Genomic DNA, 22,230 nt, shown 5'->3' with positions numbered 1-22,230 from the left:
CTTCGTTCCTCGCAATGACAGTTTATTTAAGCCGTCTCCCCAACTCCTTCACTTTTTGAAGCCATTGCGCCCGTTGCCCTTCTGTAGAGTTTCTTACAATTCCAATATAAGTTACTTTCACAGGCTTCACCCCACAGAATTCCAGCGTCGATTTTTTCAGCTGATTCACACTCGGTTTTCCATAAAACAGCCAATAATACCATCCCGGCTGATCCAGCGTCGTAATAATATGTGCCGTTTTTCCTTTCAAAAGCTTATCCCACCAAACGGAATCTTCTCTGTACTGATAGACAAATCCCGGAAGAAAAAGCCGGTCCAGAAAACCTTTCATCAATGCAGGCAATCCGCCCCACCAAACGGGATGAATCCATACCAGATGATCTGCCCATTGGATCATTTCCCATGCTTTTAAAAGATCCGGTTCCAGTTCCATCCTTTTCTGGTATCCAAAATGGAGAATGGGATCAAAATTTAATTCAGCTATTGTGATCTCTTTCACTTCTGCTCCAACGTTTAAAGCTCCTTCTTTATAAGCTTCAGCAATTCCAAAATTGAAGGAATCTTTATTGGGATGTCCGTTGATAATGACTATTTTTTTCATGATCCAGATTGTATGTTGATGCTTTCGTAGGCCTTTAATTTCTCCAGAAGCGACAGAGGTTGGTGCAACTGATGACTGAAATAAATCTTATTTTCATGGGAATTTTTCAACAGCTCTTCTGTGTGCAGTACGGCAGAAAGAGCCGTTAATTCCGCCTGTCCTTTTGTACTTTGCAGACTTAATTTTTTATTCCCGCTCGATGTTTTTACCATAATTTCAAATACAGACTGATCGCCATTTCCACTCGATCCGAAAATCATTTTTCTTTCCTTTAATGACAGAATATTGAAAAGTTTTATTTTTTGAAATGCTCCTAAAAGCCAGGTTATCAACTTTGAATTGTACGTCATTTTTACACTGACAGAAGGAACTTTTTCAATCTGATTCAAAATATACAGATCCGGTACATCGAAATTATACGCTTCCCTTTTCCCGATTCCAAAAGAGAAATCAAATTTTTCAGAGTCTAAGAAGTGTTTGATCGGAACGCGGCGGTTGTTCTCATACCGAATAAAAGGTTTCGCCACGTTTTCAGCCATAAAGTGTGCTGAGCTTTCTCCCGCAAGATCCTTCACCGAATAATAGACAAAAAGTTTCACTTCCCTAATATCTGCAGTCTCTGCAAGCGTTTTCAATAAACCGTTGACAATGCCTCCCATCCATCCGGAACTGAATACAATTCGGCTTTTTACTGTACTTTCTTTAGCCAGATCATAAGCTCTGACAAGATCAGGAGTAGGTTTTGTAATGTCCAAATAATCGATTCCGTTGGCAATAGCGAACTTAAGAATATGATCCGACTGATCATTCACCGAAAGAATAATCAGACTTATTTTTTTATCAGAAATCACCTGAAAAGTCCCAGGATCAGTCACATCGATCTTAAGGTCATTCTCTGTCCTCCCTCCTTTTCTTCCACCCACTAAAACAGGTACCTGCGGGTTTCTCGATTTTAAAATACGGATAATGGTTTTACCTACCAGACCATTTCCTCCAATAACCAGAATATTGTGCTCCATCTATTTTTTTTACAAAATTATAAAGCTGCTTCACTCTGGTGTAGGACAAATGTCTAAAACGAAAACCATGAATTAAATCTTTACAGGTTTTTATTTAAAGTGAGTTTGGGTTAAGACGTTTTTTTAGATGCCAGATTTCAGACATCAGACTTTCAACTGAGATTAAGAATGTCAATGGTGAATTTTGCTTCGCAAGTGAATGGTGAATGGAGACTTGAAAATAAGAGTCAAGAAACAGGATTATTAGATGTCAGATTTCAGACATCAGACCTCAGACATCAGACTTTCAACTGAGATTAAGAATGTCAATGATGAATTTTGCTTCGCAAGTGAATGGTGAATATTTGAATGGAGATTTCAGACGTCAGATATCAGACACAAGACATCAGACGATTATTTATTAGCTTAACTACCAACCAGCAACTAAAAACCAGCAACCAGCAACTAATAAACCAGCAACCTAAAACACCCTGAAATTCATAACTCATAACTCATAACTCTCTCTCAAATCCGTTGTTTAGAAAATATATTTTGTTTTAGATGGTGACTTCTTTTCTGATCCGGCTAAGATGCCTTTGGGTAATGCCCAGATAAGAAGCCAGATACTGCAAAGGGATTTTCTGAACATAATCCGGTTGATTCCCCAACAGAGCTTCATACCGCTGTGCAGCAGTGTCTCTCTGGAGCTGAAAAAATCTTTTCTCCAATTCCAGATATTCCTGTTCGGCGATCATCTTGAGAAACCTTGTCCAGTTAAGATCATCTTTTACCAAATGATCTACCGCATCTTTTTTTAAAACCATCAGATCAGCATCGGTAATGGCCTGCATATTTTCCCTGCTGGGACAGTCTGAAATAAATGACGAATAGCCTGCCATCAGCTGGTTGGGAAACCGTAAGCAGTAGGTCATATCCTTTCCTTCATCTGAAATATAATAGGAACGGAAAATCCCCGAGACTATAAATGCGATTTCTTTACATTTTTCGCCTTCCTGTACAAAAAAGTCGTTTTTGTATACTTTTCTGGTTTCAAAAAGCTGTAAGAACTCTTTGATCTCAACTTCGGAGAATATATTAAAGCTTCGGAAAAAATCTTCTACCATGGTTTCAAAATTAGAACTTAGAATTCCGTCTGGTTTTCTATAGTTTTCAGCGAAATTAAACAAATCAGAGATGATCCGCAAAAGTAGTATTGATGGCCTCTCGCAGATTTCTCTGATCATGCAGATCTCATTCATGCTTTTTGAAACATTAAGATCAATGAAGAATGTAAGGTTAGTTAAGAAAAATCAAATGATTTTATTAAGTTGTACGTCTTAAAGCGAAGCTAAAACTTAATATTCTTAAAACCTTAACACAGAATCTTAATAATTGGATTTTTCCTTATAAATGATACAGATAGAGCAGATTAAAAAAAGTAAAAATCTGCATCATCTGATTAATCTGCGTGAGATTCTAGTATCATCATATATATCCATTGCATTCATCAGAATTGTAAGATTCTTAAAATTGTAATGTTTACTTATTTATTCGATTTAAATTCAGTTACGTTCATTCATCTATTTATTTTAACGCAAAGAGGAATCTTAAGGCTGCATATTTTAAGTAGGCAAAGAGGGAATCAATTGCATTGATTCGATTAAGCGGGCGTTTTATCCTTATTGATCTGTTTTTTGATAAAAAATAAAACCACTTCAGGATGAAATGGTTTTATCTGCTTTGAATTTACTAAGTGTATATGAAGTTATGAATGATGTCTTGTTACTGATGCAAAGATAGACCACGCCGTATCGCTTTCTGTCAGGGGAATCCCTAAAATTATATCCGTGAAAATACGGTTGTATTCATGAAAAAGCCCCGCAGAGGAATCCGCAGGGCTTCAAGAATTTATCTAACAATTATTAATGTTCAAAGTTTAAATCCGATGGTTAAAGGGTAACGCTCAATCTTTTAGTCTTATCAAAATTGACAATTAATTATTCACAATTGACCTTTCCACCATTCATCTTGTTAAAGCGGGCTCACCAATTCAAGGAACCATTCTTTAACTTCTCCCTCGAGATAAGGGCCTAATTTTTCCTCACAGGTTTTGTGATAGCTGTTCAACCATGCAATTTCCTCCTCAGAAAGAATTTCTTTTACAATCGTATCTTTAAAGAACGGGCAGAAAGTCAGGGTTTCAAATTCATAGAATGTTCCGTGAATTGTTTTTTCTGCTTCTTTTACAGCGATCAGGTTTTCGTGACGGATTCCGTATTTTCCTTCCAGATAATATCCCGGTTCATTGGAACATACCATTCCCGGAAGAAGATCCTGAGCGTTCAGGTCTTTTCTGATACTCTGTGGACCTTCGTGTACATTCATGAAGCTTCCAACTCCGTGACCCGTTCCGTGGTTGAAGTCTTTTCCTTCCATCCACAACGGCAGTCTTGCAATCGCATCCAGATGAACTCCTTTTGTTCCTTTCGGGAATTTCACCATAGATAAACGGATCAGCCCCTGAAGCACCAAAGTAGAATTTCTTCTGAACTCATCAGAAAATGCTCCTAACGCTAAAGTTCTTGTAATATCAGTAGTTCCTTCCAGATACTGTCCTCCTGAATCTACCAAGATGGTTGCATCATTCGTAACGTCTTTGCTTCCTTCGCTTTTTGCAGAATAGTGCATGATCGCCCCATTATCTTTATAGCCTACGATGCTTCCAAAGCTTTCCCCCACAAAGTTTTCACCTTCTGCACGGAAACCTCCCAGTTTTTTACCGATGGAATATTCGTTCATGGCTTCTTTTCCGGCAGTATGCGTCAGCCAGTAAAGGAATTTTACCATTGCTACACCGTCTCTTACCATAACCGTTCTGAATCCTTCCAGCTCAGTTTCATTTTTCTGGGCTTTCATCAGATTACCCGGAACCGGAGCTTTTATAAACTGGTTGTCAGTTTTTAACGTTTCATAGATCATTTGGTTGCTGTTCGGAGAAACCAATACCTTTTCATTTTTGAATGCGCTCAGATAGTTGTAAAACTCTTCGTAAGGCATCATTTTCACAAAGGAATCATCCATCTGCTTTCTGGCAGGTACTTCCAGTTTTTCAAGATCTGTGAATAATACGGCATCATTTTTAGTGATCACGATGTATCCTAAAAATACAGGATTACTTTCTACATCACTCCCTCTTAAATTCGAGGTCCAGGCTACATCATCCAGACTTGAAATAACATGTACCGTAGCATCCTGGTCTTCCATTTTCTGACGGATGGCTCCCAGTTTATCGGTCACCGATTTTCCGGCTCTCTCCACAGGATGTACAAAAATTGGATTTTTTGAAGGGGTTCCTCTGTCTTTCCAGATTTCCTTTAATAACGGAAGATCTGCTAAACTTATATTTTTTGACTGCAGTTTTTGAGAAAGCAGTTCCCAATTGGCATTTGATGTGGCAACAGCATTAACCGCCACTTTTCCACCCGCCGGAATTTCAGAAATGATCCAGTCGATATAGTTGGGAGTTCCTTCTATTCCATCTTTAAAAAGATCAATTCCGGAACCTTCCAGTTCAAGAGCGGCTTGTGTAAAATATCTTCCGTCTGTCCATAGTCCCGCTTTATCTTTTGTAATCACTACAAAACCGGCAGATCCCAAAAATCCGGAAAGCCACGATCTCTCTTGCCATTCTCCGGGCAGATACTCGCTCATATGCGGGTCTGCAGAATATACTATAAATGCATCAACATTACTTTTCTGCATTTCTTCACGAAGTGCAACAACTTTTTCCTTTGAAGTCATTCTTTTTCTTTTTTAAACACCGAAAGTTACGAAAAAATTGAGGTTTAGAAATGAAATCCAGTGTCTATTTTAGTTAATGATTTGTTATTTTTTTCTTTGGATAGGGATGTTTTTATTTAATGATTAGGAATGCTTTTTGGGAAGCTTTGATTTTTAAATTTTAAGCTCCCGCTGATTTTGGAGATTGAGCAGATGTTTGTTGGTTTTCGCAAAGGCGCAAAGATTTTCCTTGGATCGCTTATTTAAGGCGCAAGAAAATCGAAGATTTTCAGCTAGAAAGTTCAGCTATGAAGAAATGTGAGAGGTAGCATTATAACACAATCAATTGTATCGGAGATGAAATCCTTGCGCCTTATCAATATAAAGTACATAAAAACTTAGCGTCCTTGCCAAAAACCAACTGTTATTTTAAACACAAATGATCACTAACTGAAGGTTTCTTATCTATTCTTTACGAATCAAAATGAATGATTCTTGCGAACAACATTATTTATTATTATGATTACCCAAAAATAATTGGCAATATTGATTAAAATACACATTTACATACCACAAAAACATCAATATGACTAAACATATAAAGTTTTGGAAAGATTATTGCTACTATTCACCGTATGAGCGAGCAGAATTATAAAAATCACAGGAAATTTTATCCTCCCCATCATTTCATTTATCTTCCGATATTGATCATACTTGAAATTTTTGGAATTTATAAAATTTGGGACAATCCCGAAAATCAACTGACCTGGATCTTGTTTTCGATTGTCATTTTTCTGCTTTTCTACCTTGCTTTTATGACCAGACAGCATTATGCGCTGGGACTTCAAAACCGGATGGTGATGCTTGAATTTAAGCAGCGGTATTTTGAAATTTTCGGACAAAGATCCGATGAAGTGGCAAATCAGTTAAAATTCAGTCAGATTGCTGCCCTGAGATTTGCTTATGATGATGAATTTAAAGAGCTTCTCGGCAGAGCCCTTAAAGAAAATATTTCCGGAGATGAGATCAAGCGGTCTATCAAAAACTGGAGAGCCGACCACCAAAGAATCTAATAACATCAAAATATTTATATCATGAAAAAGTTGACCTTATACAGTATCACTTTATTTACATTGCTTACACTGACAAGCTGTGAAGCAATAGAAACTATTTTCAAAGCTGGAATGTGGTGGGGAATTATCCTGGTCGTTGCAGTTGTAGTCATCCTTTTTCTGATTTTTTCGAGGGGTAAAAACTCTTAACCATTTTTTATGGAGAAGAATACGGACCTGGAGATTATTTCCCACCTGAAGCCTTCAAAGATTGTCAAGATCATGAAGGATCCCGAAGCCTCCGCAAAGGCGGTACATCTTGTATATACCACCGATGCGGAAACGGCCGGGATCACGCGTAAGAAAACAGGAAAAAAGTATTCGTATTACAAAGACGGTGAAAAACTTAAAGACAAAGAGGAAATCACCCGGATCAATAAGCTGGTCATACCTCCTGCCTGGGAAAACGTCTGGATCTGCGCTTTGGACAACGGACATCTTCAGGCAACAGGATTTGATGTAAAACAAAGAAAACAATACCGCTACCATCCTCTGTGGAGTGCTTTAAGAAATCACACCAAGTTTTACAGAATGCTTCAGTTCGGGTATGCATTGCCTGATATTCGACTTCATGTAGAGCAGGATCTTGCTTTAAGGAATTTTGAGAAGAGGAAAATACTGGCACTTATCGTAAGTCTGATGCAGCGTACCAATATCCGTATCGGGAATAATGCTTATGAAAAATTGTATGGCTCCTTCGGTTTAACAACTCTGAAAGATAAGCATGTGAAGATTAACGGTCAGAAAATGACTTTCTCTTTTAAAGGAAAGAAAGGGATCATGCACAGTATTGATCTTAAAAGCAAGAGACTTTCAAGGCTTGTCCAGAAGTGTAAAGATATTCCGGGAAGGGAACTTTTTCAATATTTTGATGATGAAGGAAACCGCCATTCCATCGACTCGGGAATGGTGAATGACTATATCAAGGAAATAAGTGGAGAAGATTTTACCGCCAAAGATTTCAGAACCTGGTCTGGAACCGTAAGTGCCTTGATCGCTTTTAAGGAAATCGGGTATGCTGAAAATGATTCCCAATACAAAAAAAAGGTAAAAGAGGCCTTGGAGATCGTCGCCGAACATCTCGGAAATACCAGTACGGTCTGCCGGAAATACTACGTTCATCCTTTGGTGATCAATCTTTACGAAAACAACACCATTAAAAAATACATTGATGAACTGGAACACATTGAAGAAAACGATGGAAAAGCCAGCCTTACCCAGGAGGAAAAACTGGTGCTGAAAATTCTGGAAAACGAGAAAATGTAGGAAGGATGGTAGATGGTAGTGTGAAGAGAAAAGTAACTGGAAGCCATACAATTAATCTTCTGCTTCAATTCATCTATCTATGCTTGGAAGAGGGAAGCACGAAGAGGGAAGTTATTGAGCTCGCCGTATAAATTTTTCATCCTTTAATTCAATTATCGTACACCAAAAAACGCTCAAACCCTAAAACGCTCCTACTCTCAAACCCTCTGACTCTCCCAAATCCAAATCACGGAACCCGTATCCCGAAACGCTCAAACCCTAAAACTCTCCCACTCTCAAACCCGAACTCATCAAACCCTGTTCTTCAAAAACTGCATCCTGTATTCCTTAGGCGTAATTCCTGCGATTTTCTTGAAAAGCTGGGTGAAATGTGATGCCGTATGGAAATTCAGTTCGTAAGCTATTTCTGCAATATCTTTGCTTGAATGAAGCAATGCTTTGCTGTAATTAATATCAATCTCATTGATCCACTGTTTCGGTGATTTTTGGGTAACATTTTTGACACATTTATTCAGATAGCTTTCTGTCACGGACAATTTGTCAGCGTAAAAAGCCACACGTTTTTCCACGACATGATATTTAAACAGAAGATCCCGGAACTGAAGTGACAATTCCATCGGGCGTGTCGCTGATTTATGATGGCTGTCTGAATCTGTACTCAGCATTTTTACGAGAATCAGATGCAACATGGTGACTACGACTTCATTAATATTCAGATTGTTCAGCCACAGTTCCTGTTCAAGAATGGGAAGCAGCTGGGTAATGGTTCCGTAGGTCAGACTGTCCAGATTCAGAAAAGGGGTCATAAAGAAGATGCTGCTTTTGTGTTTCGGCAGCTCCTGTTCAGAGAGAATATTGTTTTCATAGGCCAGAAAAAATCCTTCAATATCATCCGAAAGTTCTACCGTTGCGGTGATGGTTCCCTGTTTAATGAAAATCACACCGCCTTTTTCAGCCCGGTATTCTTTATTTTCAAGATACTGCCTGATATGCCCGTTGGTCACGAAAATAATGAAATTAAAAGTAGTGCGGTACGGGATCACCGGCATCAGAATTCCTTTAAGGTAATTTTCGAGGCGGTAAAGCTGTATGTCTGCATTATTGGCCAATATTTTCTCCGTAATTTTCGGAAGAAAGAGCTTTTTATACTGAAAATTGGATAGTACTTCCATGGTTGATTGGATTTTTTGTAAAAAGTAGGATGTACAAAGTAAAATGTAAAATTAAGGTAAGTAATATTAATCAATCATATAATACTGATTTAATCTTGGAAAAAATAATTTGGCTAAAGCCCGCTTCTATTGAATATATAGGAAGCCATTCGGGAATACCTGGTCGTTAAATATGATTAACGACACCCTATTTACCTTTTACTTTGTACACCATACAATTATACTTTTTAAATTAAAACTTATAATACACTCCCATTCTCACCCCAAACGGGCTTCCTGGTGTATAGGTAAGATCTGTGATGGGCTCTGCTTCACCTTTTAACTGGGTTTCTGTAGCAAACTGAGCTTCATTCCAGTTGACATTGAAGAGATTATTCACCTGAATATTGGCACCCCATTTCTGGCGGTTGTAGGAAAGCATCAGATCGTTGACGAAATAGGCTTTTGTTTTGATGCTGTTATCTTCTACTGCCGGTCTGGAACCCAGATATCTGTATTGAAGTCCCAATGAGAAACCATGAAGAAAATCCCAGTTCACGGAACCTGTACTCGTTACAACCGGAGCCAGTGGAACGTAATCTTTTCCTTTTTCTTCTTCGATGAATCTTGCGTGGGAATAGTTGATATCGGCATTAAGGTAGAAATTTTCAAGCGGCTGGAAACGAACGCCCAGATCTGCCCCGAAACGTCTTGATTTCCCGGATGGTTCCACTACCGCATCATCCCCGACGTACACAAATTCCTGCTGCAGATACATATACCATAAAGCAGGGGTAATGATCAGTGATTTGAACAAATGCAGCCTCACTCCGAAATCTCCACCGATAGAATACGGAAGTGTCTTCTGATCAGGATTCGGAACAACTACTCTGAGATCATTGGAGTGGAAGCCCATTCCGGTTTTCAGGAACCACATGATGTTATCGTTTTGAGCATAGGAGAAATTAAGTTTCGGGCTTAGTCTTGTTGCTTCTTTCGACTGTCCGGATGGAAGCTGTTCGGGATCCAGCAAATTATGCATATTAAAAATAAAATGATCTACCCTCAAAGCAGGATTAATAGTCCATTTTCCTGTTTTCCAGATCAGTCCGGAATAGGCGTGAAGATTGGTTTCCGTACCATTTACATCTGCTTTTCTGTCCAGCAAAAGATCTCTGTGATAGACGTGGTTAAGCTGTAATGTATTGATATCATCATTTCTGAGCCCTACTCCGGAGATCCAGTTCAGTGAAGAGTTTCCCAATGTAAAGCTTTTCGTGTATTTCACCTCAGCGCCGTAAATATTTCTACCATCTGTCTGCTGAATTTCGTCGCCGTGGTCTTTATCTTTTAAATACAAAGTAAAATCGGAATACAGATTAAAATTATACTTTGAATAAAACGCCATCGCATCAATCTGTTCTGAATCTGAAATAATATGCTTAAAACTCATTTGGAGATTGGTTCTGGAAGTTTTACCGCCTTCTGTAGGATCAATACTTCCCCACCGGCCGATGATTCCCTGGTCTACGGCACGTTCAGGAATTTGTCCTGATGCATTCCATGAAGAATTAAAGGTGGAGAACTGGATGTTGAAGTAATCTTTATCGGTAATCCACTGGTTGTATTTCCCGAAAATATTGACCCTGTTGAAATTCTGTTTTACGTCAAATGGTCCGTCCGTATAATTGTACTCTGCTGCTACGTAAGCATTTTTCCTTCCTGTATCATCATGCAGAATATTGAACATTCCGAGAACTCTCTTTGAATTGAACGAGCCGCCTTCCAGCTTGATCATGCTGTTTTTTAATCCATTATACGTTTGAAAATCAACATAGCCTGCCGTATTAAAATCTCCGCGGTCCATATAGTAGGCTCCTTTTCCAAAGTCAATATTATTAACCGTTTCAGGAATCACAAAATGCAGATCCGAATAGCCCTGCCCGTGAGCATGAGACACGATATTGACAGGCATTCCGTCTACATTCACGCTAACATCCGTACCGTGGTCTGCATCAAATCCTCTCAGGAAAAGCTGTTCTGCCTTTCCGCCGCCTGCATGCTGTGCAATGAATAATCCTGGAACTTTTCTCAACAGATCCTGTGCAGAATTCACCGGAAATTTATTTAAATCAACCTTTGTAATCGCTGATAAAAACGAACTGTGATTGATGGCTACCTCAGAAATCTGATAGGGTTTATGCTGTAAAAAAATAATTTTGTTTTTATCTTCATCATTAGTCACGACCCATTTTACCTCATCATATCCCTGACGGCTGATTACCAGCGTATCAGGAAGACTTGCTGCCGGAATCGAAAAACTTCCGTCCGTTCCGGAATGGGTATGACTGTTTCCATGATTGTATTTTACCAGAACATCCGCGATGGGAAATTGGTCATCTGCATCTTTTATAGCCAGTTTTTTTTCTGTTTCCTGGGCTGCTATTTTTCCATTAAAAGCCAATGCCAGAAATACGGCTGCTATTTTTGTTATCTTCATTTTTTATTGATTTTTTATTGAGAACTAAGAGACAAGAGCCAGGAATCAAGGTGATAGACATCAGATTTCAGATATCAGACACCAGACTTTAGATTTTAAGATGAATCAGGAGGCTGGAAGAGATATTGTAAAGTTTTTTTTCACACTAAAACTCTCCCATTCTAAAACCCTAATACGCTAAAACCCTCACACCCTCCGACTCTAAAACTCTCTTACTCAATTTTCTTTGTTTTAAATATTTTTTGAATTAAAAGGGTGATCCAGGTTCCAGCGACGAAGGGAAAAGTGAGTACGCCGCCTACTTCATTGAGCGTATTGTGATCTACCAGGAGATCGTCGATGGCTACGGTAATGATGACCGCCATCAGTACCCAAATTCCGTCTGCCTTTTTAAATCCCGAGAAAACTATGGCGGAAAGCACCGCATTGAATCCGAAAAGTCCCATGTGGATTTTATCAATCGGTTCTCCGTTCATATGAGACAGGTAAGCGCCCAAAACAGCACCTGCCAATCCATACAATGCCGCAGCCGGTGAACTGATAAATACCGCTACAAAGAAAATAATCCCGGAAAATATACCTCCCTGAAATATCACTTCCCCAAACGCATTGGTACAGGTTAGAAAATCATCATAATCTGCAGGACCGACCGGGGCCGAGATCATTTCTGAAGCCGGAATCTGTGTAAAATGATGAAGCACAAACACCGCAACCCAGGTAATAATGATAAACGGAAATGTAAATACCGGAATCTTTTTCTGAATAAAAAAATGTTGGATCACTGCTGCCAAAGCTCCTCCCAACAGGATAAGAACCCAAATCAGAAGAGTCGTCTGAAAAACAAATGACAAGGCTACTCCCACCAGTGCAGCACTAAATCCATAAAGTCCTGCATTGATCTCAGACGGATCATACTTTAATTTCATGGCGGTAAAAGTTCCGGCTGCCGTTGACAGCAATACTGCTACCCCGCCCTGCCAGCTTCCCATGAAAATACCGATAAGAAACAGCAGGCCTGTCCATTTGTTTTCCTGGAGCATGATCTGCCCGATTCCTTTTAAAACATTATCGATAAAAGGTAGTTTTTTGAAAAATTCGTTCATAGTTTTGTATTCATGTAGTATTTTATTAGTAGGAGTTTGAGGGGTAAGAAACAAGATTTTAGACGTCAGATTTCAGACATCAGACATCAGACGGTAACTCATTACCTTAATTACTAATAACCAGCAACCAGCAACCAGCAACTAACCAACCAGTAACTAGCAACCAAAACTCATTAACTCTCAAACCCTAAGACTCTCCAACCCCGCATCTCTTCACCATCCCAAAAACACCATTCCGATTCCGCAAACGGTTACTACAGCTCCGCTCACGACTCCCATATATCTTTCCAGTTTTTCTGTATTGAATAGGGTGGAATAGCCGTAGCGTCCCAGTAGAACCATTCCAAGCATTGTCAAAACGGTGGTCAGTGTAAATGATATCACCAGAACAGCGATTTCAGACATGGAATGCTTGACTCCGGAATAGAATAATAAAGGAATTAAAGGTTCGCTCGGCCCCATTACGAAGATCATGAAAAGCACCAATGGTGTCACTTTAATTCTCTTTTGTGGCATTACCATTTCCGTGTGATTGTGCTCATAAACATAGACATCATCTCCCATCACATCGAAATGCTTGTGAGGCTTCTTTCTGATGGCCTGAACCAATCCATAGATCAAATAAACTCCACCAAAGATCAGTAAAGCCCATCCTGAAAAATTTCCTCTTAGATCTTGAAACCATGAGATTTTATTCAATTGCCACCCCAGAAATACACCGATAAAGCCTAAGATCAGAGAGCTAAACACATGTCCGAATCCGCAGACTACGGTTAGAATTGCCGTTTTCATTCCGCTCCATTTTTTAGATTTCGAGATGACGATGAACGGCAGATAATGATCCGGACCAGAGGCGGTGTGTATAAAACTTATTGAGATGGCGCTTATGAGAAGTGCCCAAACTGTAGTGTCCATTTTTGTTTTTGTTTTTTCCAGTGTTATTTAGGTTTTGGCTAAAGCCCTTGTGATGTTTTTATTTTTTTAATCGGGCTAAAGCCCGATTCTATTGAATATTGAGGTCTTTTGATTTAATTGAAATCTTTAATTTCTGTTGTTTATAAATGATCTGATCTTTGACTAAGACCGGGCTAAAGCCCACTCCCATTCATTGAATAACCGTGTGGTTTTAATCCCAAATAATATCCACCAATTATTTATTCCAAAGACCAAAGGATTTCCTGGATCTGGAGGAAAAAATTGTACATCAGTTCCCCTCCATGTCCTAAAGCTCTTACCACAAAACCATTATCTTCCATTGCGGAAACACCTGCTTCCATTTCTTCTTTATGTTGCTCTGCCCATTCTACAATGGTTTCTATCAGATTATTCCTGTCACCATTCTCTTTTGTAGTATAAAAAATAAGCGTTCCCTGGTGGGTATACTGTTCCAGATTTCCGATGCAGTTGATGGGAATGAGATCCGGCTGAATGACAACATTATCCCTGATGACTAACTTATTTTCATGATAAATCTGCATCAGATTCTGGAACCGTTTCAGTTTAAAAACTTCGCCATAATGTTTTCTTCCGCAGGTGATGATCTCACTGATGATGATCTGACTGTTCTTTCCGATATGGATATTGGCCTTACTCTGAAAATTTGAATCTTCATGCGGAACCACCGGGTGTGGAACATAAGCAAATGAAGTGTGGTCCTCCATCTTTACATGAAGCTCCTGAACCGCTTTATCCTTCATATTGAACAACCGTTGATACGACTGTGACTGCAGCTGCAGTGAAGCGCCTTTTTCCAGCTCAATATTCAGGTGATAATGATCTCCGTCCAGAATTCCGGGAGAAGAGCTCATCACCATTTGATAGAGCTTATTATCGCTTTTTCGCTGCCCTACGGAAACGACTCTGAACGGAAGTGAAACATAGAGGTCTTTTACGTAAGAACCACCATCCTTGAATCCTGCAATGATATGTAAACGGCTGTCCATCTATCTTACCAGGTTCGGTTCTTCACACTCTTCCAGAAGCGCATATTTTTTGATCCATCCAATGACTTTATCCAGACCTTCATCTGTTTTAAGGTTGGTAAACACAAAAGGGTTTCCGTTTCTCATTCTTCTGGCATCTCTTTCCATCACCTCAAGGCTTGCTCCTACGTGCGGGGCAAGGTCAATCTTATTAATGATCAGTAAATCTGATCTTGTAATTCCAGGACCTCCTTTTCTTGGAATTTTTTCTCCTTCAGCGACATCAATAATGAAGATCGTCACGTCAGCAAGGTCAGGGCTGAAGGTAGCGGATAAGTTATCACCTCCACTTTCAATCAGTACCAGTTCGATATCCGGAAAACGGGCAGCAAGCTCATCTACCGCTTCCAGATTCATACTTGCATCTTCACGGATCGCGGTGTGTGGGCAACCTCCTGTTTCTACCCCGATAATTCTGTCGTGTGGCAGAAGGCTGTTTTTAGCCATAAATTCAGCATCTTCTTTGGTATAAATATCATTCGTGATCACACCTAGATCATATTTTCCAAATAATTTTCTGCTTAAACGTTCCAGTAAAGCCGTTTTTCCTGAACCTACAGGCCCGGCCACTCCTACTTTTATATATTTTCTATTGTCCATTTTTTCTAATTTTTGTTTTTTTATTTTAATCATTAAGACATATAAAGTCTTGAATAAAGCCTTTCGTGCTGCATACATCTGATGTCAAAAGCGGTATTGCAGAGTCCAACCATATCTCTGTCCAGTGCTATGGTTTCGTGCACTGTTTTTTCCATCACCGGATAAAGAGAGAACAGGATATCCTGACCATCGAGCTGTCCCAGAGGAACCAGTTTCACCGCATTGGTGATCATTCCCGCTACAGAAGTATGATAAAATCCCAGCAATGCTTCGTACAAAGGAATCTTCATCAGGTAAGCGTACACCCCGAATACAATGCAGTAATGTGAATTGGCTTCCCGGTTTTGAACTGCCTTTTCAAAGGTTTCCATAAAAGGAAAACTTTGTCTTCTTTTGAAAATCTTAATCAGCCTCAATCCTAATTTCTGGCTGGCCTGGCGGATTTCACGCGGACACTTGATGGCATTACACTCGTTGTCAAGACTTATTAAAAGTTCCAGATCACTGTTTTCTGCAGCTTCATAAGCCAGTTTTACAAAAGCGCCGTCATTATACTTTAGATTGTACTGAAGCATATTTTCCACGAACTCTTTAGCGGTTTGCAGATTGTCAACGATTCTTTCCTGCACATAGGTTTCAAGGCCGTTGGAATGGGTGTAGCCGCCGATCGGAAGCGTGGGATCTGCGAGGTGAAGCAGCCCTGACAGGAAGTTTAAATTGGTATTATTCATCTTTTGGAGCGGCCATTTTTAAGATCTTGTTAAAAATTGAAGAGCCCAGACTTCCGTGTCCGTGGGGTTCTACGTTGGATTTAAGGAAATTCAGCAGTTTTACAGTCTGTTTTTCCGGTTTAAATCCGCTTGCTTCCAGCCATCTGAACATCGGCATTTCAAAAGGAAGCAGCACTTTATCTTCCTGAATAAAAAGCGGAATATGCTTGTTCCCGATCTCATAACAAACGGTTCCCATTTCCAGAAGAGAATCCGGTGACATAACAATTGCTTCCGTTTCCAGAACATTTACTGCAATGATGTTTTCCTCATCTTCAAAAAGAATATCTCCCTCCCGCAAACGCTGTCCTTCACGGAGAAATTTAATCGCGATATCCGTTCCCAGTCTCGTTTTTTTACGCTGAATTCTTTTGGTCGTTTCAAACCATTCCAGATCCAGATAATCTATATTTTTTGCTGATGGATTCTCCGAGAGATTCCCTATCGTTTGGTTAATGATCATTGGTATCTGCTTTTTTTCTGAAATCAATATTTTTAGAAATTCCCACCCCAAACGTAGAAGCACTGATTCCCGCTACATAGGTTTTGGTCCAGCCTTCCTGTTTCGTTTTGGTCTGCAGCATCGATAATTCAGCAAATTTGAACTTCAAAGCCCAGCCGCCGCCCAGAAATATGGCGAATAAAGGATAAGCCCGAAGACGATAGCCATTAAAATGATCCATAGAAGCTGTGGCATCAGACAATTTCTGTCCCCAAACATAATGAGCATCAATCTGACCGATCAAGGCAAAATATTTCCCTAATGCCACCGACGGACTGTACCAGATCCCAGCTTCATTCTGCTTGTAGATCGTTTTGTGATCCGTCACGTTCTGAGCGTAGGCATAATTCACCCCGATCACGTCATTATTATTGATGAAATATCCCACACCCAGAGGAATTCCGGCATTGTTACTCGTTCCTGTGGAGCTGTTGCTTCCGGAAGGGCTGTTGGTTTTGGAATAATCGAAGGAGCCGTATATCATGAATTGTCCTTTGGGACCTTCTTCGTCACTTTTCAGTCTTCTTCCTCCCAGAAACTGGGCTTTCATCTGTCCGGAAAACACAGACATTCCAGCCACTGCAAGGGAAAAAGCTGTTTTATTTAAGTTTTTCATTTTAATCTGTTCAATGTTAGTTTTGTCATTCAGTTTAAGAAAAGGCCCGGCAGTGACCGAGCCTTAAAAAACTCAAGATTAAAACAAGTAATACAACTGTGTTAAGGGAAGTTTCTCCGCCGGTTCGCAGGTGATGTATTCACCGTCTACCGTTACTTTGTAGTTTTCAGGATTCACTTCAATGACAGGTGTTTTATCGTTGTGGATCAGATCCTTTTTAGAAATATTTCTGCAGTTTTTCACTGGCAGGATCATTTTTTCCAGTTTATAGGATGCAATCGTTCCGTTGTCGATAGAGATCTGGGAAACAAAGTTCGCACAGGTTCCGAATTTTGCCTTTCCATGCGCTCCGAACATGTTTCTGTAAATCACAGGTTGCGGCGTAGGAATGGAAGCATTAGGATCTCCCATTTTGGCTGCGATCACAAATCCTCCTTTTAAAATCATCTCAGGTTTCACTCCGAATAATGCAGGTTTCCAGATCACAAGATCAGCCAGTTTTCCTACTTCAAGAGATCCTACATATTCAGAAATACCGTGTGCAATGGCAGGATTGATGGTATATTTTGCCACATATCTTTTGGCTCTGTAGTTATCATTTTCCGAATCTTTATCCTCTTCTAAATTTCCTCTCTGCTCCTTCATTTTACTCGCTGTCTGCCACGTTCTGGTAATCACTTCGCCAGGTCTTCCCATCGCCTGGGAATCTGAGCTCATAATGCTGAAAACGCCCATATCATGAAGGATATCTTCTGCTGCAATGGTCTCAGGACGGATTCTTGAATCTGCAAAAGCTACATCTTCGGGGATATTTTTACTTAAATGGTGACACACCATCAGCATATCCAAATGTTCGTCGATCGTATTGATTGTATAAGGGCGTGTCGGATTGGTAGAAGCGGGTAAAACGTTCGGATACATGGCTGCTTTAATGATATCCGGAGCGTGACCTCCTCCGGCACCTTCTGTGTGGAAAGTATGAATCACTCTTCCGTTGATGGCTCTCATCGTATCTTCAAGAAAACCACCTTCATTCAATGTATCGGTATGAATAGCAACCTGAACGTCATACTTATCAGCTACTTTCAATGCCGCATCGATGGTGGCCGGTGTTGCACCCCAGTCTTCATGGATCTTTACGCCTAATGCGCCTGCCTCAACCTGTTCTTCAATAGGTCCTTCTGCTGAGCAGTTACCTTTTCCGAAAAAACCAAGATTCATAGGATATTCTTCAGCTGCCTCGAGCATTTTCTGCATATTGAATTTCCCGGGAGTAACTGTTGTGGCATTGGTTCCATCATTTGGTCCTGTTCCACCTCCAATCATGGTGGTAATTCCACTGTATAAAGAGGTTTCAATCTGTTGCGGGCAGATGTAATGGATGTGAGTATCTATTCCTCCTGCAGTTACGATATAGCCTTTTCCGCCATGCACTTCCGTTGAAGCCCCGATGATCATATTTGGAGAAACACCATCCATTGTATCAGGATTTCCAGCTTTTCCGATGCCTATGATTTTTCCGTCTTTGATTCCGATATCAGCTTTGACAATTCCCCAGTGGTCGATGATCACAGCTCCAGTAATACACAGATCGAGAACACCTTCGTCTCTTTTTGCGGTCACGTTTTGTCCCATTCCGTCACGAACGGTTTTTCCGCCTCCGAAAACGGCTTCGTCTCCGTAATGGGTAAAATCTTTTTCTATTTCGATGATGATTTCAGTATCTCCCAGTCTGATGCGGTCGCCGGCTGTAGGTCCCAATATATTGGCATACTGTTTTCTGTCTATAGGTAAGCTCATGTTATTGATTTTTAAAGTTTAATGCTTCAGCTTTGGCAAGACTGGCTTTTTTCTGATCTCCGGAATCTACCTGGCCATCGACAAGGTTATTGAATCCCATCGCTTTTTTGGTGCCGCCAATTTCTACCAATTCCACTTCTTTTTCTTCTCCCGGTTCGAAACGCACGGCGGTACTTGCCACGATGTTCAGTCTCTTTCCAAAGGCTTTTTCACGGCTGAAGCTCATGGCTTTATTCACTTCAAAAAAATGAAAGTGGGAACCTACCTGAATAGGACGGTCGCCTGTATTAACAACTTTTATTTTAACTGTTTCTCTGCCTTCATTGCAGATAATAATTCCTTCTTTTACAAAAATTTCTCCTGGTATCATAATAGAGATTTGTATTAACGGATTGGATTGTGTACGGTCACCAGTTTGGTTCCGTCCGGAAAAGTGGCTTCGATCTGTACATCATGGATCATTTCTGAAACGCCAGGCATTACATCATCTTTGGTAAGAAGATGAGCGCCTTCCTGCATCAGTTCGGCTACTTTTTTCCCGTCTCTGGCGCCTTCCAGCAGAAAATGGCTGATGAGTGCGATAGATTCCGGATAGTTAAGTTTAAGACCTCTGGCCTTTCTTTTCAGAGCAAGCTCTCCTGCCAGAAACAGCATCAGCTTCTCCGATTCTCTCGGTGTTAAGTGCATAGTATTGGATTTTAAATTGGATATAGGGAATCCTGTCTGCCTTTTTGAAAAGACAAATAGATGGGTTTAAACCTATTAAAAACAGGGCATGATTCTTATGGATCTGTATTCAAATACAAATCACAGAATTCATGAAAAGTCCGGGAAAAGATTAGCAGCCCGCAATCTGCAGGGCATGATACAGAATGTACCGTGGTGCTGTGATATAGACGCGGTTTTGAATGGCCACCGCTTTGGTTTCGTAAGAATAACCGGAGAAGAAAAAGTTCAGCCACTGCTGGGTAATGACAGAATAATCAAATTTTACTTTTTCAACATCGTTGGAATCTTGTGCATCCTGATCATCAGAAACACTGTAAATCTCCGGCTGACCCTGCTGGTCTGCGTGCTTAACGAGATGTATTTTTGAGGAAGCATCAGGATATGACTGCGTTTTCCCCTTACCTGCAAAAAGACCTGCACATAAAGCGGAAAAGAACATTACGAAAGAGAATAATAAGACTCTGGTTTTCATATCAGTCATTGATGGTGTAAAATTAGACAATCCCCTATGCTGCAGCTATCAAAAAGGTCATTTAAAATGTTCAAAATCGAGACAAATATAAATTCTTCAAATGGACAGTCCAGACATAAACTCCTTTGTTACAGCCATTCACCGAAATTGCCTAACTGTGACAAGTATTTTGGTGTTATCATTTATATAAGTGTTCTAAACCTATACATCTTCATAATAACTCTAAAAAACTAGGTTAATAAAATGCTGAAACCTGTCATTTTCCGTTGATTGAAAAAGATATTTTTCAACTATAAGCTTATGACAAATTTCACGGTATAAAGAGACGTGATTTTTTTTCTTTGCGTTAATTATTGTAAATTTGTATACCAACATATTGATAATTTTAAAATAATACAACATAATATGTCAAAAGCAATTTCGCAAGTACCATTTGCAGTAAACGAGCCGGTAAATTCTTATGTACCGGGATCTCCAGAAGTTAAAAGCCTTATCGCCACTTACAAAAAAATGTGGGCTGAGAAGATAGAAATTCCAATGTTCATCAATGGAAAAGAAGTAAAAACGGACGAGAAAGTTCAGCTTCAGTCTCCTCAGGATCATGCGCATGATTTCGGGTTTTACTATAAAGGTACGATGCAGCATGTAGATGACGCCATCAACGCGGCATTGGCAGCTAAAAAAGAATGGAATGAGCTGGGCTGGGAACACCGTGCAGCTATTTTCTTAAAGGCGGCTGATCTTTTAGCAGGACCTTACAGAGACGTAATCAACGCAGCAACGATGATCGGACAGTCTAAAAACGTACACCAGGCTGAAATTGATGCTGCGTGTGAGTTTATCGATTTCTTAAGATTCAACGTTGAATTCATGACGGAGATGTATTCTGAGCAGCCGGTTTCCGACAGCGGAATCTGGAACCGTGTAGAGTACAGACCATTGGAAGGTTTCTGTTTTGCAGTAACGCCTTTCAACTTTACAGCGATTTCAGGAAACTTGCCTACGTGTATGGCTATGCTTGGAAACGTAGTGGTTTGGAAGCCTTCTGACAAGCAGGTTTATTCTGCCAAAGTGATCATGGATGTATTAATCGAAGCGGGTCTTCCTGCAGGGGTCATCAACATGGTTTTCACAGACGGAAAAGAAACGGCTGAGAAAGTATTAGCACATCCGGATTTTGCAGGTCTTCACTTCACAGGGTCTACGAAAGTATTCCAGGGAATGTGGAAAATGATCGGTGACAATATCCATAACTACAGAACATATCCAAGAATCGTTGGAGAAACAGGTGGAAAAGATTTCGTGATCGCTCACCCTTCTTCTAACGTGGAAGCTGTAGCGACTGCTTTGGTAAGAGGTTCTTTTGAATATCAGGGACAGAAATGTTCTGCAGCTTCAAGAGCTTATGTACCTAAATCTCTTTGGGCTGATGTGAAAAAAGTAATGGAAACTCAGATCAACTCAATTAAAGTGGGTTCTCCTGAAGATCCGTCGAACTTCGTTAACGCAGTTATTGACAAAAATTCTTTCGAAAAATGTAAAGGATATATCGACAGAGCAACTGCTTCCGGTGAGGCTGAAATAGCAATCGGTGGAAAAGTTGACGATTCTAAAGGATGGTTTGTACACCCAACGGTAATCGAAACTACAAATCCTCATTACGAAAGTATGGTAGAAGAGATCTTCGGACCTATCTTATCTGTTTATGTATATGAAGATCAGGACTGGAAAGAAACATTGAAACTGGTAGATTCTACGTCTCCTTATTCACTGACAGGTTCTGTATTCGCTCAAGACCGTTACGCGATCAACGAAGCTTTCAAAGCTTTAGAAAATGCTTCAGGAAACTTCTATATCAATGACAAGCCAACAGGTGCCGTTGTAGGACAGCAGCCTTTCGGTGGTGGTAGAGCTTCAGGTACCAACGACAAAGCAGGTTCTAAAATGAACTTACTGAGATGGACATCTGTAAGAAGTATCAAAGAAACTTTCGTTTCTCCAAAAGACTACAAATACCCATATTTGGGATAAGAGCTATTGCTGATGAGTAATTGGCAATGAGCAATGAGTAATATGGGCCCTGGAATTTCTTCCGGGGCTTTTTTTTATGGGTAATGAGCAATAGGTAATGAGTAATACCATCGGAGTGGTAAATTCCTCACTCATAACTCCCTCCGCAACTGCAACCTGCAACCCATTATCTGCAACCTCTCAACCCCTCCAGTATTTTTATATCCTCATAGTCCAG

General features: G+C 40.1%; 21 protein-coding genes. 4 read left to right on the top strand and 17 right to left on the bottom strand.

Annotated elements, in window-relative coordinates; translation table 11 throughout:
* Nucleotides 1-22: 22 nt before the first annotated feature.
* From BUA72_RS05620 to BUA72_RS05605, 4 genes are all read right to left on the bottom strand, one after another.
* The gene (locus BUA72_RS05620) at nt 23-601 is read right to left on the bottom strand and encodes an NAD(P)H-dependent oxidoreductase (protein ID WP_072922100.1); all 579 of its coding nucleotides are present in this window, start codon (nt 599-601) and stop codon (nt 23-25) included.
* The gene (locus BUA72_RS05615) at nt 598-1,620 is read right to left on the bottom strand and encodes a saccharopine dehydrogenase family protein (protein ID WP_072922099.1); all 1,023 of its coding nucleotides are present in this window, start codon (nt 1,618-1,620) and stop codon (nt 598-600) included. Before BUA72_RS05615 ends, BUA72_RS05620 begins: the two co-directional genes overlap by 4 nt.
* Nucleotides 1,621-2,156: 536 nt before the next feature.
* Entirely contained in the window at nt 2,157-2,723 is a 567-nt protein-coding gene (locus BUA72_RS05610) for a Crp/Fnr family transcriptional regulator (RefSeq protein ID WP_072922497.1), read from the bottom strand.
* Nucleotides 2,724-3,630: 907 nt separating this feature from the next.
* Entirely contained in the window at nt 3,631-5,400 is a 1,770-nt protein-coding gene (locus BUA72_RS05605) for an aminopeptidase P family protein (protein WP_072922098.1), read from the bottom strand.
* A gap of 614 nt (nt 5,401-6,014) precedes the next feature.
* Between BUA72_RS05605 and BUA72_RS05600 the strand changes: the two genes are divergently transcribed.
* The 3 genes from BUA72_RS05600 to BUA72_RS05590 are packed head-to-tail and all read left to right on the top strand — an operon-like array spanning nt 6,015 to nt 7,757.
* A complete protein-coding gene (locus BUA72_RS05600; protein ID WP_072922097.1) occupies nt 6,015-6,452 on the top strand; it encodes a DUF6526 family protein in 438 nt (145 codons plus the stop codon).
* A 21-nt stretch (nt 6,453-6,473) separates the two neighbouring features.
* The gene (locus BUA72_RS05595; RefSeq protein ID WP_034728232.1) at nt 6,474-6,641 is read left to right on the top strand and encodes a hypothetical protein; all 168 of its coding nucleotides are present in this window, start codon (nt 6,474-6,476) and stop codon (nt 6,639-6,641) included.
* 9 nt (nt 6,642-6,650) lie between these two features.
* A complete protein-coding gene (locus BUA72_RS05590) occupies nt 6,651-7,757 on the top strand; it encodes a DNA topoisomerase IB (protein ID WP_072922096.1) in 1,107 nt (368 codons plus the stop codon).
* Between the two features lie 290 nt (nt 7,758-8,047).
* On the opposite strand, the gene BUA72_RS05585 is transcribed toward BUA72_RS05590, so the two are convergent.
* From BUA72_RS05585 to BUA72_RS05525, 13 genes are all read right to left on the bottom strand, one after another.
* Nucleotides 8,048-8,929, bottom strand: coding sequence for a helix-turn-helix domain-containing protein (locus BUA72_RS05585; protein ID WP_047453805.1), 882 nt, complete (start codon nt 8,927-8,929; stop codon nt 8,048-8,050).
* Nucleotides 8,930-9,161: 232 nt separating this feature from the next.
* Nucleotides 9,162-11,408 (bottom strand): TonB-dependent receptor, encoded by a 2,247-nt coding sequence (locus BUA72_RS05580; protein ID WP_072922095.1) that lies wholly within the window; start codon nt 11,406-11,408, stop codon nt 9,162-9,164.
* A gap of 212 nt (nt 11,409-11,620) precedes the next feature.
* Nucleotides 11,621-12,511 carry an urea transporter gene (locus tag BUA72_RS05575; protein ID WP_072922094.1) on the bottom strand — a complete coding sequence of 297 codons (891 nt, stop codon included), beginning with the start codon at nt 12,509-12,511 and terminating at the stop codon, nt 11,621-11,623.
* Between the two features lie 213 nt (nt 12,512-12,724).
* Nucleotides 12,725-13,426 carry a hypothetical protein gene (locus BUA72_RS05570; RefSeq protein WP_072922093.1) on the bottom strand — a complete coding sequence of 234 codons (702 nt, stop codon included), beginning with the start codon at nt 13,424-13,426 and terminating at the stop codon, nt 12,725-12,727.
* Nucleotides 13,427-13,665: 239 nt separating this feature from the next.
* Complete coding sequence (locus tag BUA72_RS05565) at nt 13,666-14,454, bottom strand: urease accessory protein UreD (RefSeq protein WP_072922092.1); 789 nt, start codon at nt 14,452-14,454, stop codon at nt 13,666-13,668.
* Entirely contained in the window at nt 14,455-15,093 is a 639-nt protein-coding gene (ureG, locus tag BUA72_RS05560) for an urease accessory protein UreG (RefSeq protein ID WP_034728326.1), read from the bottom strand.
* A 32-nt stretch (nt 15,094-15,125) separates the two neighbouring features.
* Entirely contained in the window at nt 15,126-15,824 is a 699-nt protein-coding gene (locus BUA72_RS05555) for an urease accessory protein UreF (protein ID WP_072922091.1), read from the bottom strand.
* Nucleotides 15,817-16,326, bottom strand: a complete 510-nt coding sequence (gene ureE / locus BUA72_RS05550; RefSeq protein ID WP_072922090.1) for an urease accessory protein UreE — start codon at nt 16,324-16,326, stop codon at nt 15,817-15,819. The genes BUA72_RS05555 and ureE overlap by 8 nt, the downstream gene beginning before the upstream one ends.
* Nucleotides 16,316-16,981 (bottom strand): hypothetical protein, encoded by a 666-nt coding sequence (locus BUA72_RS05545; RefSeq protein WP_072922089.1) that lies wholly within the window; start codon nt 16,979-16,981, stop codon nt 16,316-16,318. Before BUA72_RS05545 ends, ureE begins: the two co-directional genes overlap by 11 nt.
* 78 nt (nt 16,982-17,059) lie before the next feature.
* A complete protein-coding gene (gene ureC / locus BUA72_RS05540; protein ID WP_072922088.1) occupies nt 17,060-18,781 on the bottom strand; it encodes an urease subunit alpha in 1,722 nt (573 codons plus the stop codon).
* Nucleotide 18,782: 1 nt separating this feature from the next.
* The gene (gene ureB, locus BUA72_RS05535; protein ID WP_072922087.1) at nt 18,783-19,151 is read right to left on the bottom strand and encodes an urease subunit beta; all 369 of its coding nucleotides are present in this window, start codon (nt 19,149-19,151) and stop codon (nt 18,783-18,785) included.
* Between the two features lie 14 nt (nt 19,152-19,165).
* A complete protein-coding gene (ureA, locus tag BUA72_RS05530) occupies nt 19,166-19,468 on the bottom strand; it encodes an urease subunit gamma (RefSeq protein ID WP_034728329.1) in 303 nt (100 codons plus the stop codon).
* 151 nt (nt 19,469-19,619) lie between these two features.
* Nucleotides 19,620-19,982: a hypothetical protein gene (locus tag BUA72_RS05525; protein ID WP_139259525.1), complete on the bottom strand. Its 363-nt coding sequence runs from the start codon at nt 19,980-19,982 to the stop codon at nt 19,620-19,622.
* 405 nt (nt 19,983-20,387) lie between these two features.
* Between BUA72_RS05525 and pruA the strand changes: the two genes are divergently transcribed.
* Nucleotides 20,388-22,013, top strand: a complete 1,626-nt coding sequence (gene pruA / locus BUA72_RS05520; RefSeq protein WP_034729102.1) for an L-glutamate gamma-semialdehyde dehydrogenase — start codon at nt 20,388-20,390, stop codon at nt 22,011-22,013.
* Nucleotides 22,014-22,230: the final 217 nt, after the last annotated feature.

The organism is Chryseobacterium sp. OV279 (assembly GCF_900128945.1).
Taxonomy (GTDB): Bacteria; Bacteroidota; Bacteroidia; order Flavobacteriales; family Weeksellaceae; genus Chryseobacterium.
Note: the sequence above shows the minus strand (reverse complement) of the source record. Positions and strands in the feature narration are given on the sequence as shown.